Source organism: Pseudomonas sp. BF-R-30 (assembly GCF_019956175.1).
In the GTDB taxonomy this organism is placed as follows: Bacteria; Pseudomonadota; Gammaproteobacteria; order Pseudomonadales; family Pseudomonadaceae; genus Aquipseudomonas; species Aquipseudomonas jessenii.
On sequence record NZ_JAHBDE010000002.1, the window covers coordinates 132,056 to 145,771 of the forward strand.

Annotated in this window: 11 protein-coding genes; 7 read left to right on the plus strand and 4 right to left on the minus strand. The window is 61.5% G+C overall.

Features of this window, described 5'->3' with window-relative positions:
• The first annotated feature begins 89 nt into the window (after positions 1-89).
• The 5 genes from pqqC (at position 90) to KGB20_RS01475 (ending at position 5,347) form a co-directional block, all read left to right on the plus strand.
• Positions 90-842: a pyrroloquinoline-quinone synthase PqqC gene (pqqC, locus tag KGB20_RS01455; RefSeq protein ID WP_154860153.1), complete on the plus strand. Its 753-nt coding sequence runs from the start codon at positions 90-92 to the stop codon at positions 840-842.
• Entirely contained in the window at positions 839-1,111 is a 273-nt protein-coding gene (gene pqqD / locus KGB20_RS01460) for a pyrroloquinoline quinone biosynthesis peptide chaperone PqqD (protein ID WP_154908899.1), read from the plus strand. Before pqqC ends, pqqD begins: the two co-directional genes overlap by 4 nt.
• Positions 1,089-2,231 carry a pyrroloquinoline quinone biosynthesis protein PqqE gene (gene pqqE / locus KGB20_RS01465; protein WP_154908900.1) on the plus strand — a complete coding sequence of 381 codons (1,143 nt, stop codon included), beginning with the start codon at positions 1,089-1,091 and terminating at the stop codon, positions 2,229-2,231. Before pqqD ends, pqqE begins: the two co-directional genes overlap by 23 nt.
• 232 nt (positions 2,232-2,463) lie before the next feature.
• Positions 2,464-3,627: an alcohol dehydrogenase-like regulatory protein ErcA gene (gene ercA, locus KGB20_RS01470; protein ID WP_057715188.1), complete on the plus strand. Its 1,164-nt coding sequence runs from the start codon at positions 2,464-2,466 to the stop codon at positions 3,625-3,627.
• On the plus strand, positions 3,611-5,347 hold the full coding sequence (locus KGB20_RS01475) for a NahK/ErcS family hybrid sensor histidine kinase/response regulator (protein ID WP_154908901.1): 1,737 nt from the start codon (positions 3,611-3,613) through the stop codon (positions 5,345-5,347). The genes ercA and KGB20_RS01475 overlap by 17 nt, the downstream gene beginning before the upstream one ends.
• Here the strand turns inward: KGB20_RS01475 and KGB20_RS01480 are convergent.
• Positions 5,323-6,213, minus strand: coding sequence for an aldose 1-epimerase (locus KGB20_RS01480; protein ID WP_154908902.1), 891 nt, complete (start codon positions 6,211-6,213; stop codon positions 5,323-5,325). The two genes, KGB20_RS01475 and KGB20_RS01480, sit on opposite strands and share 25 nt — an antisense overlap.
• 393 nt (positions 6,214-6,606) lie before the next feature.
• On the opposite strand from KGB20_RS01480, the gene KGB20_RS01485 reads away from it, so the two are divergent.
• Complete coding sequence (locus KGB20_RS01485) at positions 6,607-7,227, plus strand: TetR/AcrR family transcriptional regulator (RefSeq protein ID WP_008046717.1); 621 nt, start codon at positions 6,607-6,609, stop codon at positions 7,225-7,227.
• A gap of 116 nt (positions 7,228-7,343) precedes the next feature.
• Here the strand turns inward: KGB20_RS01485 and preA are convergent, their stop codons facing one another.
• The 3 genes from preA to hydA form a co-directional block, all read right to left on the minus strand.
• Positions 7,344-8,618 carry an NAD-dependent dihydropyrimidine dehydrogenase subunit PreA gene (gene preA / locus KGB20_RS01490; protein WP_154908903.1) on the minus strand — a complete coding sequence of 425 codons (1,275 nt, stop codon included), beginning with the start codon at positions 8,616-8,618 and terminating at the stop codon, positions 7,344-7,346.
• Positions 8,619-9,986 carry an NAD(P)-dependent oxidoreductase gene (locus KGB20_RS01495; protein ID WP_154860149.1) on the minus strand — a complete coding sequence of 456 codons (1,368 nt, stop codon included), beginning with the start codon at positions 9,984-9,986 and terminating at the stop codon, positions 8,619-8,621.
• A gap of 154 nt (positions 9,987-10,140) precedes the next feature.
• Positions 10,141-11,580 carry a dihydropyrimidinase gene (gene hydA / locus KGB20_RS01500; RefSeq protein WP_154860148.1) on the minus strand — a complete coding sequence of 480 codons (1,440 nt, stop codon included), beginning with the start codon at positions 11,578-11,580 and terminating at the stop codon, positions 10,141-10,143.
• A gap of 553 nt (positions 11,581-12,133) precedes the next feature.
• Here hydA and KGB20_RS01505 point away from each other — a divergent pair.
• A complete protein-coding gene (locus tag KGB20_RS01505; RefSeq protein WP_154908904.1) occupies positions 12,134-13,618 on the plus strand; it encodes an NCS1 family nucleobase:cation symporter-1 in 1,485 nt (494 codons plus the stop codon).
• Positions 13,619-13,716: the final 98 nt, after the last annotated feature.

Genomic DNA, 13,716 nt, shown 5'->3' on the forward strand with positions numbered 1-13,716 from the left:
AAAAATGTGTTCAACCCTGACCCCTGTGGGAGCGGGCTTGCTCGCGAAGAGGCCAGACCAGACACCGCAGCGCTTCCAGGAGTACCCCAATGACCGAGACCCCGATGTCCCCTACAGAATTCGAAGCCGCCCTGCGCGCCAAGGGCGCCTACTACCACATCCACCATCCCTTCCACCAAGCCATGTACGCCGGACGCGCCAGCCGCGAGCAGATCCAGGGCTGGGTCGCCAATCGCTTCTATTACCAGGTCAACATCCCCCTGAAAGACGCTGCCATCCTGGCCAACTGCCCGGACCGCGACGTGCGCCGGGAGTGGCTGCAACGGATTCTCGACCACGACGGCGTCCCCGGCAGCGAGGGCGGAATCGAAGCCTGGCTGCGCCTGGGCGAAGCCGTGGGCCTGGATCGCGAGCAGATCCTTTCCCAGGAACTGGTGCTGCCCGGGGTGCGTTTCGCGGTGGATGCCTATGTCAATTTCGCCCGTCGCGCCTGCTGGCAGGAAGCGGCCAGCAGTTCGCTGACCGAACTCTTTGCCCCGCAGATCCATCAATCGCGACTCGACGCCTGGCCGACCCATTACCCGTGGATCGACGTCGCCGGCTACGACTATTTCCGCACGCGCCTGAGTCAAGCGCGGCGCGATGTCGAGCATGGCTTGCGCATTACCCTGGCGCACTACGTGACGGCCGAGGGGCAACAACGCATGTTGGAGATCCTGCAATTCAAGCTCGATGTGCTGTGGAGCATGCTCGATGCCATGAGCATGGCCTACGAACTTGCACGCCCGCCTTATCACACGGTCACCGGCGACAACGTCTGGCACCGGGGGATCGCCCTGTGAGCCTGATCAATCGCCAGCAGTCACCGGCCTTGCGTCGTGGTTTTCGTCTGCAATGGGAGCCCCGTCAGGATTGCCACGTGCTGCTGTACCCCGAAGGCATGATCAAGCTCAACAGCAGCGCCGGGCAGATTCTTGACCTGGTGGATGGTCAGCGCAGCGTGGCGACGATCATTGATCGATTGAGCGCGAATTTCCCCGGCGTACCCGGGATCGACGAAGACGTGCTGGCGTTTCTGGAGGTGGCCCATGCGCAATTCTGGATCGAGTGAGACGCTGCCCGGACCGCCGCTGTGGCTGCTCGCCGAGCTGACTTACCGCTGTCCGTTGCAGTGCCCCTATTGCTCCAATCCGTTGGACTTTGCCAGGCACGGCGAGGAACTGAGCACAGAAGAATGGATTCGCGTATTCCGCGAAGCGCGGGACATGGGCGCCGCGCAATTGGGCTTTTCCGGTGGCGAGCCGCTGGTACGTCAGGACCTCGCCGAGTTGATCAAGGCCGCCCGGAACATGGGCTACTACACCAATTTGATCACTTCGGGCATCGGCTTGACCGAGCAGAAGGTGCGCGACTTCAAGGTGGCCGGGCTGGACCATATCCAGATCAGCTTCCAGGCCGCCGACGAAGCGGTGAACAACATGCTGGCCGGCTCGCGCAAGGCCTTTGCCCAGAAACTCGCCATGGCCCGTGCGGTGAAAGCCCAGGGCTATCCGATGGTGCTGAACTTCGTCACCCATCGGCACAACATCGACCGGATCGCGCAGATCATCGAGTTGTGCCTGGAGCTGGAAGCGGATTTCGTCGAATTGGCCACGTGCCAGTTCTATGGCTGGGCTGAACTCAACCGCGTCGGCCTGTTGCCCACACGGGAACAATTGCAGCGCGCCGAGCGCATCACCAACGAGTATCGCCAGCGGCTTGAGGCACAGGGCCATCCCTGCAAGCTGATCTTCGTCACCCCGGACTACTACGAGGAACGCCCCAAGACCTGCATGAACGGCTGGGCCAACCTGTTTCTCGACATCACCCCCGACGGCACGGCCTTGCCTTGCCACAGCGCCCGGCAGTTGCCGGTAGCGTTTCCCAACGTGCGCGAGCACAGCCTCTCGCACATCTGGAACGACTCGTTCGGCTTCAACCGTTTTCGCGGCGATGACTGGATGAAGGAGCCGTGCCGCTCCTGCGATGAAAAGCACAAGGACCTGGGCGGGTGTCGCTGCCAGGCTTTCATGCTGACTGGCGATGCCAGCAATGCCGACCCGGTGTGCAGCAAGTCGCCGCACCACGGCGTGATCCTCAAGGCCCGCGAAGAAGCCGAGGCGCCAGGGTTGGGGATCGAACACCTGACGCTGCGCAATGCGAAGACTTCACAGCTGATCTATCGCGGTTAGTCTGGCGACACAGATCCGTGTGGGAGCGGGCTTGCTCGCGAAAGCGGTGTGTCAGTCACCATCAATATTGACTGACAGGGCCTCTTCGCGAGCAAGCCCGCTCCCACAGGGGGGCCGCGGTGAATTCGAATCTGAGTACGCCCCAGCCTGCTACCCATTGGTCTGATTGCATTCGCAGCTGGATGGTTTAGTGTGGTTTCTACCTTCCAAAACAATAAAAACAGGCTTTCCAATGAGCCAGAGTCTCAACCAGCTGCGCAAGTTCGTTTCCCCTGAAATCATCTTCGGTGCCGGTAGCCGACACAGTGTCGGCAATTACGCCAAGACCTTTGGCGCACGCAAGGTGCTGGTGGTCAGCGATCCCGGCGTGATCGCCGCCGGCTGGGTCGCCGATGTCGAGGCCAGCCTGCAAGCGCTGGGCATCGAATACTGCCTGTACAGCGATGTCTCGCCCAACCCACGGGTCGAAGAGGTGATGCTCGGTGCCGAGATGTATCGGGAAAACCACTGCGACGTGATCGTCGCCGTCGGTGGTGGCAGCCCGATGGACTGCGGCAAAGGCATCGGCATCGTCGTCGCCCATGGCCGCAGCATTCTCGATTTCGAGGGCGTGGACACCATCCGCGTGCCCAGCCCGCCGCTGATCCTGATTCCGACCACCGCCGGCACCTCGGCCGATGTCTCGCAATTCGTGATCATTTCCAATCAGCAGGAGCGCATGAAGTTCTCCATCGTCAGCAAGGCCGTGGTGCCGGACGTTTCGCTGATCGACCCGGAAACCACCCTGAGCATGGACCCGTTCCTGTCGGCCTGTACCGGCATCGACGCGCTGGTGCATGCCATCGAAGCCTTCGTGTCCACCGGCCATGGGCCGTTGACCGACCCCCATGCGCTGGAAGCGATGCGCCTGATCAATGGCAACCTGGTGCAGATGATCGCCAACCCGACCGACATCGCCCTGCGCGAGAAGATCATGCTCGGCAGCATGCAGGCCGGGCTTGCGTTCTCCAACGCCATCCTGGGCGCCGTGCATGCCATGTCCCACAGCCTCGGCGGCTTTCTGGACCTGCCCCACGGCCTTTGCAACGCGGTGCTCGTCGAGCATGTGGTGGCCTTCAATTACAATTCGGCACCGGAGCGCTTCAAGGTGATCGCCGAGACCTTCGGCATCGACTGCCGAGGCCTGAATCACCGGCAGATCTGTGGGCGCCTGGTCGAACACCTGATCGCCCTCAAGCACGCCATCGGCTTTCACGAAACCCTCGGTTTGCATGGCGTCAGGACCTCGGACATTCCGTTCCTGTCGCAGCATGCGATGCATGATCCGTGCATCCTGACCAACCCGCGCGAATCCAGCCAGCGTGATGTCGAGGTCGTCTATGGCGAAGCCCTCTGACGAGCAACAACGCGCCCTGGCCGGGCTGCTGGGGCTGGGCAGCCATTCGGCGCGCAAGAGTCATTACCCGGAACTGGCCGCGCGCCTGGATGATCTGGAAGCCGAGCGTAACCGCTACAAGTGGCTGTTCGAAAACGCGGTGCACGGGATCTTCCAGGCCAGCCTGCACGATGGCATGCGTGCCGCCAACCCGGCGCTGGCACGCATGCTTGGCTATCAGGACCCGCAGGAGGTGCTGTTCTCCCTGACCGACCTGGCCGGCGCCCTGTTTGTCGACGGCGCGCAGGAGCTGGAAAACATCGGCGAGATCCTCAGGCACCAGCGCAGCCTGCACGGCTATGAAACCCGCTTGCGCCGCAAGGACGGCAGCCATCTCGATGTGTTGATGAACCTGCTGCTCAAACCTGGCCAGGAAGGGCTGGTGGAGGGGTTCGTTTCCGATATCACCGAGCGCAAACAGGCCCAGCAACGCCTGCAGCAACTCAATGACGAACTGGAGCTGCGCGTCGTCTCGCGCACCAATGAACTGCTCGAAGCCAACCGCAACCTTCAGCAGCAGATCATCCAGCGTAAACAGATCGCCAAGGCCTTGCGCGATGCCCGCGATGCCGCCGAGGCCGCCAATCACAGCAAGGACAAATACCTCGCCGCCGCCAGCCACGACCTGCTGCAACCGCTGAACGCCGCGCGGTTGCTGATTTCGACCTTGCGCGAACGCAAGTTGCCGGAAACCGAACAGGTGCTCGTGGAACGCACTCACCAGGCCTTGGAAGGGGCCGAAGATCTGCTGACGGACCTGCTCGACATTTCCCGGCTCGACCAGGCCGCGGTCAAGCCGGACATCGCGTCGTACCGCCTCGACGAACTGCTTGGGCCGCTGGTGTCGGAGTTCCAGTCCGTCGCCCAGGCGGCCGGCTTGAACCTGCGGGTGCGCATGGCCGATTACGCCATCAGCACCGACTTGCGCCTGATGACGCGAATCCTGCGCAACTTCCTCAGCAATGCCTGCCGCTACACCGATGAAGGCAGCATCCTGCTGGCGGTGAGGCGTCGGGGCGAGATGCTGCGCCTGGAGGTCTGGGACACCGGGCGTGGCATCGCCGCCGACCGGCTCGATTCGATCTTCCTCGAGTTCAACCAACTGGACGTCGGTCGCGCCGCCGACCGCAAGGGCGTGGGCCTGGGGCTGGCGATTGTCGAGCGCATCGCCAAGATCCTTGGCTATAAAGTCGGCGTGTACTCGTTGCCGGGGCGGGGTTCGATGTTCAGCATCGAGGTGCCGATATCCGACGAGGTTCCGTTGCCCGTGAGCCAGGCGGTACCACAACCGGGCACCGGCAATCCGCTGCCGGGCCGCCGTCTGCTGGTGATCGACAACGAAGTGAGCATTCTCGAAAGCATGGGCGCGTTGCTCGGGCAGTGGGGCTGCGACGTTCTGGTCGCCACCGATGAAGCGGCTGCACTGGCAGCGTTACGCGGACAGGCGCCGGAGCTGATTCTCGCGGACTATCACCTCGATCACGGGGTGGTCGGCTGTGATGTGGTGCGACATTTGCGCGAGCATTTCCACCAGGACATTCCCGCGGTGATCATTACCGCCGACCGCACCGACCAATGCCGGCGTGCGTTGCAGCGGCTCAACGCACCCTTGCTGAACAAACCGGTGAAGCCCGGCAAGTTGCGAGCGGTGTTGAGTCAACTGTTGGGAACCTCTGCCTGAAGCGGCCGATACTGCAGGCTGAAACCCAGTTCGGTGGATTGGCCCTGTTCCAGCAAACGCAACCCCGGCCGACCGGGCAGGTGGTGCGCGTTGACCGGATGGCTCACCGGTTCGATGCAGAAAAACTCCAGGCCCACGGGGCAGTACAGCAGGTAGTAATCGCTGCCGGTGGCCTGGCAGTCGAGCGTGTAACCAAGATCCGCTTGCTCGATCAGGCAGTGACCGTTCCATTCACAGAAGCCGTTGTCCACCAGCGATTCGGGCAATGCCTTCAGATGCTGGAAATCCCACTCGAGCGGCAATGCGCTGAGTTCTGTCGGCAGTTTTGCCCTGTCGCACAACCATACATGCCGGGCGGGTGCCTGTAGTCGAGTGTTCGCGGTGCGCGGCAGATACGGATGCAATCCCAGGCCATGCCACGCAGCGTGCTCGGCCAGGTGTGTGACGAGCAGTTCGATGCTCAGCTTGCCCGCGCTCAAATGGAAACGTTGCCGGGCGCGATAAGCGAAGGGGGTTGTGCCGTCGAGTTGCAGGACCACTTCATTTTCCGATCGGGAAACCACGTCCCACACCTGCTGCCAGGCGCTGCCGTGAATCGGCAGGGGATCGGTGAGGCTGTTGGGCGCCAGTGCCAGCCAGCCATCGGGGCAATCGAAACCGCCATCGGCGATGCGGTTGGACCAGGGGATCAAGGGAAAGCAGCCGAGTTTGCCGGGCAGGCCGGTGTTCAGGGCATGGGCATCACTGTGGCGCAACAAGGGTTGTCCGGTGCTGCGCACCGTCCAGTTGACGATGCTGGCGCCAAGCTCGGGGGCGAGGGTGAGGCGGGTGAATTCGTCTTCGAGTTCGATCAGTGTTAGCGACATGTTGACCTGCTGTGTGATTTTCAAGGCTTGCACCGTTCCCTGTGGCGAGGGAGCTTGCCCCCGTTGGGTCGCGAAGCGGCCCCTACGACTTTCAGGCATATCGAGGAGTTTATATTTACGTCTGCTGCGCAGCCTAACGGGGGCAAGCCCCCTCGCCACAAAAGCTCGCTCCCACAAGGGATTGGATTGTCAGCTGGAAATCATCGGCGGCAACGTGCCGAGCAGGGCCGCGACGGTCAGGGTTTTCTTGAGCAACATCGTGGGTACCTCAGGCAGTTTCCAAGTGCGCAGAGTTTAGCTTTACGACAGTGGCTGCACGAAGTTTCGTTTTCCCCTGTCGCCGCGATCCAGAGCGGATGCTAGTCTTGCTCAACGTTGTTGTCGGGGATCCGCATGGGCAATCACAAGATCGAGATTCGTCGCAGTAACGTCGAAAAAATCCTGCTGGGGGCGGAAAAAGTCTTCGCTGAAAAGGGCTTTGGCAGCACCGCCATGGCCGACATCGCCGCTGAAGTGCAGCTGCCGCGCTCCAACCTGCATTACTACTTCAGCACCAAGACCGAGTTGTACAGCGCCGTGCTGTTCGATTTGCTGGAAGTCTGGAAGCAGGACGCCCTGTGCTTCGAGATGTTCGATGACCCGCGTGTGGTGCTCAGCAGCTACATCCGCGCCAAGATGAACCATTCCCGCAGCCGGCCCTATGGCTCGAAAGTCTGGGCCAACGAAATCATCCATGGCGCGCCGACCCTCGGCGAAGCGCTGGATGCGAGCCTGTACGACTGGGCCAAGATGAAGGAAGCGAAAATCCGCCAGTGGGTGGACGACAAACGCATCCTGCCGGTGGAGCCCTCGAGCCTGCTGTACATGATCTGGGCCTCGACCCAGCACTACGCCGACTTCGATCACCAGGTGAATATTCTCAACGACCATCAGCCGCTGTCGGACATGCAGTTCGAGAAAGCGGTGCAGACGGTGACCAGTGTGATTTTGCGGGGGATCGGGTTGGAGCCTTGAAGATCTGTGGTGCGGCTGCGGGCCTCTTCGCGAGCAAGCCCGCTCCCACATTGGAATGCATTTCAAATGTGGGAGCGGGCTTGCTCGCGAAGGCGTCAGCTCAGGCGCCGCCGGCATCAAGGGCTGACGTGATACGGATTCCTCGGATCATGATTCCAGTCCAGGAACGGCTTGCCGGTCTCCACCGGCACCATCTCGATGCAGTCCTGCACAGGGCAGGTGATCTGGCACAGGTTGCAGCCCACGCACTCCTCATCGATCACTTGATACTTGTGAGTGCCATCCGCCTGCTTGAAGCTGGCCACGGCCTGGTGCGAGGTGTCTTCACAAGCGATATGGCAGCGACCGCAACCGATACAAGCCTCCTGATCGATTTTCGCGATCACCTGGTAGTTGATGTCCAGGTACTTCCAGTCCGTGGTGTTGCCCACCGCGCGGCCGGAAAATTCCGAAATGCTGGCATAGCCCTGACTGTCCATCCAGCGTGACAAGCCGTCCTTCATGTCTTCGACAATCCGGAAGCCATGCAGCATCGCCGCCGTGCAGACCTGCACCGAGCCACTGCCGAGCGCGATGAATTCCGCCGCATCGCGCCAGTTGCCAATGCCGCCGATCCCGCTGATCGGCAGGCCTTGGGTCTGCGGGTCGCGGGCGATTTCGGCGACCATGTTCAAGGCAATCGGCTTGACGGCCGAGCCGCAGTAACCGCCGTGGGTGCTTTGGCTGCCGACCATGGGATTGGCGACCATGCGTTCGAGGTTAACGCTGGTGATCGAGTTGATGGTGTTGATCAACGACACCGCATCGGCACCGCCTCGGTGGGCGGCGCGGGCGGCGACACGGATGTCGGTGATGTTCGGCGTGAGCTTGACGATCACCGGCAGCGAGCAATACGTTTTGCACCAGCGGGTGACCTGTTCCACGTATTCCGGCACCTGGCCGACCGCCGCGCCCATGCCGCGTTCCGGCATGCCGTGGGGGCAACCGAAGTTCAGCTCGATGCCGTCGGCGCCAGTGGCTTCCACCAGCGGCAGGATGTGTTTCCAGGACTCTTCGACGCAGGGCACCATCAAGGACACGATCAGCGCACGGTCCGGCCAGTCCTTTTTGACCTGGGTGATCTCCCGCAGGTTGATCTCCAGCGAGCGGTCGGTGATCAGCTCGATGTTGTTAAAGCCCAGCACCTCCCGGTTAGCCCCGAAGTGTGCCGAGTAGCGCGACGACACGTTCACCGCCGCCGGGTCTTCACCCAGGGTTTTCCAGACCACGCCGCCCCAGCCGGCCTCGAAGGCGCGGACCACGTTGTAGGCCTTGTCGGTCGGCGGCGCGGAGGCCAGCCAGAATGGATTGGGTGCTTTGATGCCGGCGAAGACAATCGACAGATCGGCCATTTACGCAGCCTCCACGTTGAGCATCAGTTGAGCGTTGATCGCCTCGGCGGCGCGCTTGCCATGCTGCACGGCTTGCACGGTAAGGTCCTGATCGAGACTGGTGCAGTCGCCGCCGGCATACACGCCGGGGATGCTGGTGCGCAGTTGTTCATCGACTTCGATGCGTTCGCCCTGACGCTTGAGTTCTCGGGCCAGCGGATCGCTGAGGGCGCTGCCGTCGAAGGTCTGGCCGATGGCCTTGAAGATCGCGTCGGCGGCCAGTTCGAAGGTTTCACCGGTGGTTTGCAGGCGGTCTTCCACCAGACGGGTGCGGGCGAAACGCATGCCGCGCACGCGGCCATGGTCATCGAGCAGCACTTCTTCGGGTTGAGCCCAGGTCATCAGCCGCACCTGATTGGCCTTGGCAATCTCCTGTTCGTGATGGGTGGCCCCCATGTCCTCGATGCCACGGCGGTACACCAGATTCACATCGTGGGCGCCGAGGCGGGCCATTTGCACCGCCATGTCGATGGCGGTGTTGCCTGCGCCGAGGACAATGCAGTGGTCGGCCAGGGGCAGTTGGCTCAGGTCATCGGCCTGGCGCAGTTCGCGGATGTAGTCTGTGGCGGCGAGCAGGCCGGGCGCGTCTTCGTGGGCCAGCCCTAGCTGTTTGCTGGCATTGAGCCCGAGGCCGAGGAACACCGCATCGAACTGTTGATGCAGTTCACTGAGGGTCAGGTTCTCTCCGAGTTTCTGCCCGTGGCGGATTTCGATGCCGCCAATCTCCAACAGGAACTCAAGCTCCTTTTGCGCGTAGTCATCCACCAGTTTGTATTTGGCGATTCCGTACTCGTTGAGGCCGCCAGCCTTTTCCCGCGCCTCGAAAATCACCACGTCATGCCCGTGCATGGCACTGCGGTGGGCGCAGGACAAACCGGCCGGACCGGCACCCACCACGGCGATGCGTTTGCCGGTGGCCGCGGCGCGGGGGAAGGGGTGTTCGCTGAAGTGCGCGTTGTCCACGGCATAGCGCTGCAACAGACCGATCATCACTGGCGCACATTCGTGGGCGTTGTTGCGCACGCAGGCTTGCTGGCAAAGAATCTCCGTCGGGCACACCCGGGCGCAACTGCCGCCGAGGATGTTGGCCGAGAGGATTTTCTGCGCGGCGCCTTGCACGTTGTCCTGCGCAATGTTGCGGATGAACGAGGGAATGTCGATCTCGCTCGGACAGGCATTCACGCAGGGGGCGTCGTAGCAATACAGGCAGCGCGAGGCTTCCAGGTGCGCCTGGCGCTCGTTGAGCGGCGGCGCCAGATCGGTGAAATGGCCGGCGAGGGCGGCCGCATTCTCAACGGGATGCGGGAGGTGGTCCAGGGTCTTGATCACGGTTTTGGCCTCACGGTTATTTGAGGTGCTGCCTCTGAATGGGCATTGTTTTTCGTTGTCTGTACCGGCCTCTTCGCGAGCAAGCCCGCTCCCACATTTGGAACGCGTTCCCCTGTGGGAGCGGGCTTGCTCGCGAAGGCCGTAGGCCTCGATTTCAGCGTTTCACGGCAACCGGCTTGTGCTGCTCCGCCCGCTTGCTCAGCAAATCAAACACCGCCGGATACGCTGGTCGTTCGATGTAGCGCCCGGCCCCGCGTTCGGCCCGCAGGTCGCCGTCGGCCCAGACCACGCGGCCCTGGCTGATGGTGTGGCTGGGCACGCCGCGCACGGTCTTGCCTTCGAAGATGTTGAAGTCCACCTGCTGATGGTGGGTCTTGGCGGAAATGGTCCGCGTGCCTTGCGGGTCCCACAGCACCAGGTCGGCATCGGCACCCACGCGAATCGCGCCTTTGCGTGGGTAGAGGTTGAAGATCTTCGCCGTGTTGGTGGACGTCAGCGCGACGAATTGCTGCATCGAAAAGCGTCCGCTGTTCACGCCTTCATCCCACAACACCGCCATGCGGTCTTCGATACCGGCGGTGCCGTTGGGGATCTTGCTGAAGTCGTCGCGGCCAGCGGCTTTTTGCTCGGCGCAGAAGCAGCAGTGGTCGGTGGCGGTGGTGTGCAGGTTGCCCGATTGCAGGCCATGCCAGAGCGCTTCCTGATGGCCGCGGGGGCGGAACGGCGGGCTCATCACGTAACCGGCGGCGGTTTGCCAGTCCGGATCGCGGTAGACGCTGTCGTCCAGCAGCAGGTGCCCGGCCAGTACTTCGCCGTAGACCGGCTGGCCCTTGCCCCGGGCGTAGGTGATTTCGTCCAGGGCTTCCTTGGTCGAGACGTGAACCAGGTACAGTGGCGTGCCCAGGGTTTCGGCGATGCGGATCGCCCGGCTCGCGGCCTCGCCCTCAACCTGTGAAGGCCGCGACAGCGGATGCGCTTCCGGTCCGGTGATGCCCTGGGCCATCAGCTTGCGTTGCAGGTGATACACCAGTTCACCGTTTTCCGCGTGAACGGTCGGCACCGCGCCCAGTTCCAGGCAGCGTTCGAAACTCGCCACCAGGGTGTCATCGGCGGCCATGATCGCGTTCTTGTAGGCCATGAAATGCTTGAAGCTGTTGACGCCGTGCTGGCTGACCAGTTCGGCCATTTCTTCGCGGACCTGTTCGCTCCACCAGGTGATGGCGACGTGAAAGCCATAGTCCGACGCCGACTTCTCGGCCCAGCCGCGCCACTGATGGAAGGCTTCGAGCAAGGATTGCTGCGGGTTGGGAATCACGAAGTCGATGATCGACGTGGTGCCGCCGGCCAGTCCGGCCGCCGTGCCGCTGTAGAAGTCTTCGCTGGCCACGGTGCCCATGAAGGGCAGTTGCATGTGGGTGTGCGGGTCGATGCCGCCGGGCATCAGGTATTGGCCGCTGCCGTCGAGCACTTCGGCGCCTGCAGGTACATCGAGATTTTCGCCGATGGCCTTGATCACGCCGTCTGCGCAATACACATCGGCGCGATAACTTTCATCATGGGTAACAAGGGTGGCGCCACGGATCAACAGAGACATTCCGAGTTCCTCGCAGGCAATGACCGGTTTATGCCGGTTCTAGATGTTCTATATAAAAACAGCCCGGTCAGATTTATTCCTGTCAGTGCTGTCAGGATTAAACGCTAGCTGCAGTTATCCGAATCGGCAAGAATATTTTTTATAAGCTTATGCAGTTATTAACTAATTGATATTAAAAGATTAATTACAAGAATCACCAAAATGGTGAAGCCGTTCACCATTTTGACGCACTTGACAGGATCGAAAAATAGTCAAGATTTCTTATGTGAAATCAGCTGTTTGAGTATGGTCTATGGTTGATGCGCAGCCATTGAAAAAAAGATCAACGCACCAGATTGAGTCCTGACTGTCAGGACAACTTGTCTGGCATTCGGCCTGAGTGGCATGACATGCAACTGAGGACTGCATCGTTGACTGCATAAAACTGATAAACATCAGTTGCTTACAGAGTGTTTATGGAACTGCCCGATGCGTAAGCGGGGCACCCGGCACGTTTATTGATGCCGCCAGCCCCCGATGAGCAAAAAATAATTCAAAGAACAGTGGAGCGGCCATGCAACAGATCAGATCGCAAGTGACCGAGCGCGACGGCTTGTTCGAGCTTGAAGCCGGCAGCGATGTCCTCGACAGTCCCCGTTACAACCACGACATTGCACCGACCAAGGTGCGCGAACGCACCTGGAACAAATGGCACATCACGGCGCTGTGGGTAGGCATGGCGATCTGCGTGCCGACCTACACCCTTGGTGGCGTGCTGACCGCGTACTTCGGCCTGACCGTCGGTGAAGCGCTGCTGGCGATTCTGTTTGCCAACATCATCGTGCTGATTCCCCTGACGCTTAACGCCTTTCCCGGCACCAAGTACGGTATTCCCTTTCCGGTGTTGCTGCGCTCGTCCTTCGGCGTGCTCGGCTCCAACATTCCGTGCCTGATCCGCGCCCTGGTGGCGTGTGGCTGGTTCGGCATCCAGACCATGTTCGGCGGGCTGGCGATTCACCTGTTCCTCGGCTCGGTGTTCGAGGGCTGGAAGTCCCTGGGCGGCACCGGTGAGGTCATCGGCTTCATGGTGTTCTGGGCGCTGAACCTGTGGGTGGTGATTCGCGGTGCCGAGTCGATCAAATGGCTGGAAACGCTCTCGGCACCGCTGTTGGTGCTGGTGGGAGTTGGGTTGTTGGTGTGGGCCATGCCCAACGTGTCGATGACCGAGTTGCTGGCGATCCCGGCCAAGCGCCCCGAAGGCGCGGGCGTGGCCAGTTACTTCGCGGCCGGGCTGACCGCGATGGTCGGGTTCTGGGCCACGCTGTCGCTGAACATCCCCGACTTCAGCCGCTACGCGAAAAGCCAGAAGGACCAGATCGTCGGGCAGATCATCGGCTTGCCGCTGACCATGTTCCTGTTTGCCTCCCTGGGCGTGGTGATGACCGCCGCCTCGGTGAAGCTGGTGGGGGTGACGGTGTCCGACCCGGTGACCCTGATCGGCCATATCCAGAGTCCGGTCTGGGTGGCGCTGGCCATGGCGCTGATCATCATCGCCACGCTGTCGACCAACACCGCGGCCAACATCGTGTCGCCCACCAACGATTTCCAGAACATCGCACCCAAGGCGATCAACCGGACCAAAGCGGTAATCCTCACCGGGCTGGTCGGACTTGCGCTGATGGCCCATGAACTGCTGAAAAAGCTCGGCCTGATCGTTTCCGATCTCAGCCTGGAAACGGTCTATTCCAACTGGTTGCTCGGCTATTCCAGCCTGCTGGGGCCGATCGCCGGGATCATGGTGGTGGACTATTTCCTGATCAAGAAGCAGCAACTGGACCTCGCCGGCCTGTATCGCGATGACGTGTATCCGGCGTGGAACTGGAGCGGGTTCATCGCGTTTGGTGTGCCGGTGGTGCTGACGCTGCTGTCCCTGGGCAGCGATGCGTTCAGCTGGTTCTACAGCTATGGCTGGTTCACTGGCTCGGCGCTGGGTGGGGTTATTTATTACGGGTTGAGTGTGATGCGGCCCAACCCATCTGTAGCGAAATCTGCGGTGTGATGACTGGCCTCTTCGCGAGCAAGCCCGCTCCCACAGGGGGAATGCATTCCAAAGGTGGGAGCGGGCTTGCTCGCGAAGAGGGCCTCAAACACACCAAA

What these genes read in the sequence shown, in the direction of transcription:
- preA (WP_154908903.1), bottom strand. Translation starts at nt 8,618, where the DNA reads ATGGCCGATCTGTCGATTGTCTTCGCCGGCATCAAAGCACCCAATCCA.
- KGB20_RS01475 (WP_154908901.1), top strand. Translation starts at nt 3,611, where the DNA reads ATGGCGAAGCCCTCTGACGAGCAACAACGCGCCCTGGCCGGGCTGCTG.
- KGB20_RS01485 (WP_008046717.1), top strand. Translation starts at nt 6,607, where the DNA reads ATGGGCAATCACAAGATCGAGATTCGTCGCAGTAACGTCGAAAAAATC.
- KGB20_RS01505 (WP_154908904.1), top strand. Translation starts at nt 12,134, where the DNA reads ATGCAACAGATCAGATCGCAAGTGACCGAGCGCGACGGCTTGTTCGAG.
- pqqE (WP_154908900.1), top strand. Translation starts at nt 1,089, where the DNA reads ATGCGCAATTCTGGATCGAGTGAGACGCTGCCCGGACCGCCGCTGTGG.
- pqqC (WP_154860153.1), top strand. Translation starts at nt 90, where the DNA reads ATGACCGAGACCCCGATGTCCCCTACAGAATTCGAAGCCGCCCTGCGC.
- ercA (WP_057715188.1), top strand. Translation starts at nt 2,464, where the DNA reads ATGAGCCAGAGTCTCAACCAGCTGCGCAAGTTCGTTTCCCCTGAAATC.
- hydA (WP_154860148.1), bottom strand. Translation starts at nt 11,580, where the DNA reads ATGTCTCTGTTGATCCGTGGCGCCACCCTTGTTACCCATGATGAAAGT.
- KGB20_RS01480 (WP_154908902.1), bottom strand. Translation starts at nt 6,213, where the DNA reads ATGTCGCTAACACTGATCGAACTCGAAGACGAATTCACCCGCCTCACC.